Annotated in this window: 1 protein-coding gene; it reads right to left on the bottom strand. The window is 70.5% G+C overall.

Annotated elements, in window-relative coordinates; genetic code table 11:
- Positions 1-353 (bottom strand): acetyl-coenzyme A synthetase N-terminal domain-containing protein (locus MRBLAR12_RS19940; protein WP_364747936.1); only part of this gene is annotated, 353 nt, incomplete at both ends.

The raw sequence follows: 353 nt of genomic DNA on the forward strand, positions 1-353 counted from the left end.
GGGACTCGAAGGCGTTCGCGGCCTTCTTCACTTCCTCGGTGAGCTGTGCGTAGGTGTAGGTGCGGGTGTCGCCGGGCTCGCCCTCGAAGTAGATCGCCACCCGGTCCCCGTGGCCGGCCTCGACGTGCCGGTCCAGGGCGTTGTAGGCGGCGTTGACCTCCCCGCCGACGAACCACTTCGCGAACGGCGGGTTGGACCAGTCCAGCGCCTGGGTGAAGTCCTTGCTCCAGCTCAGCAGTCCCCGGGCCTGCTTCGCCCAGAACGCGGGGCGGTCGGCGTCGGCCTCGGCGTACTCGCCGGCGGTGACCACCGCATTCGCCGCGAACTCGGCCGAAGGCGCGAACCGGCGGTTC

The sequence above is a fragment of the Arthrobacter sp. LAR12-1-1.1 genome (assembly GCF_040676555.1).
In the GTDB taxonomy this organism is placed as follows: domain Bacteria; phylum Actinomycetota; class Actinomycetes; order Actinomycetales; family Micrococcaceae; genus Arthrobacter.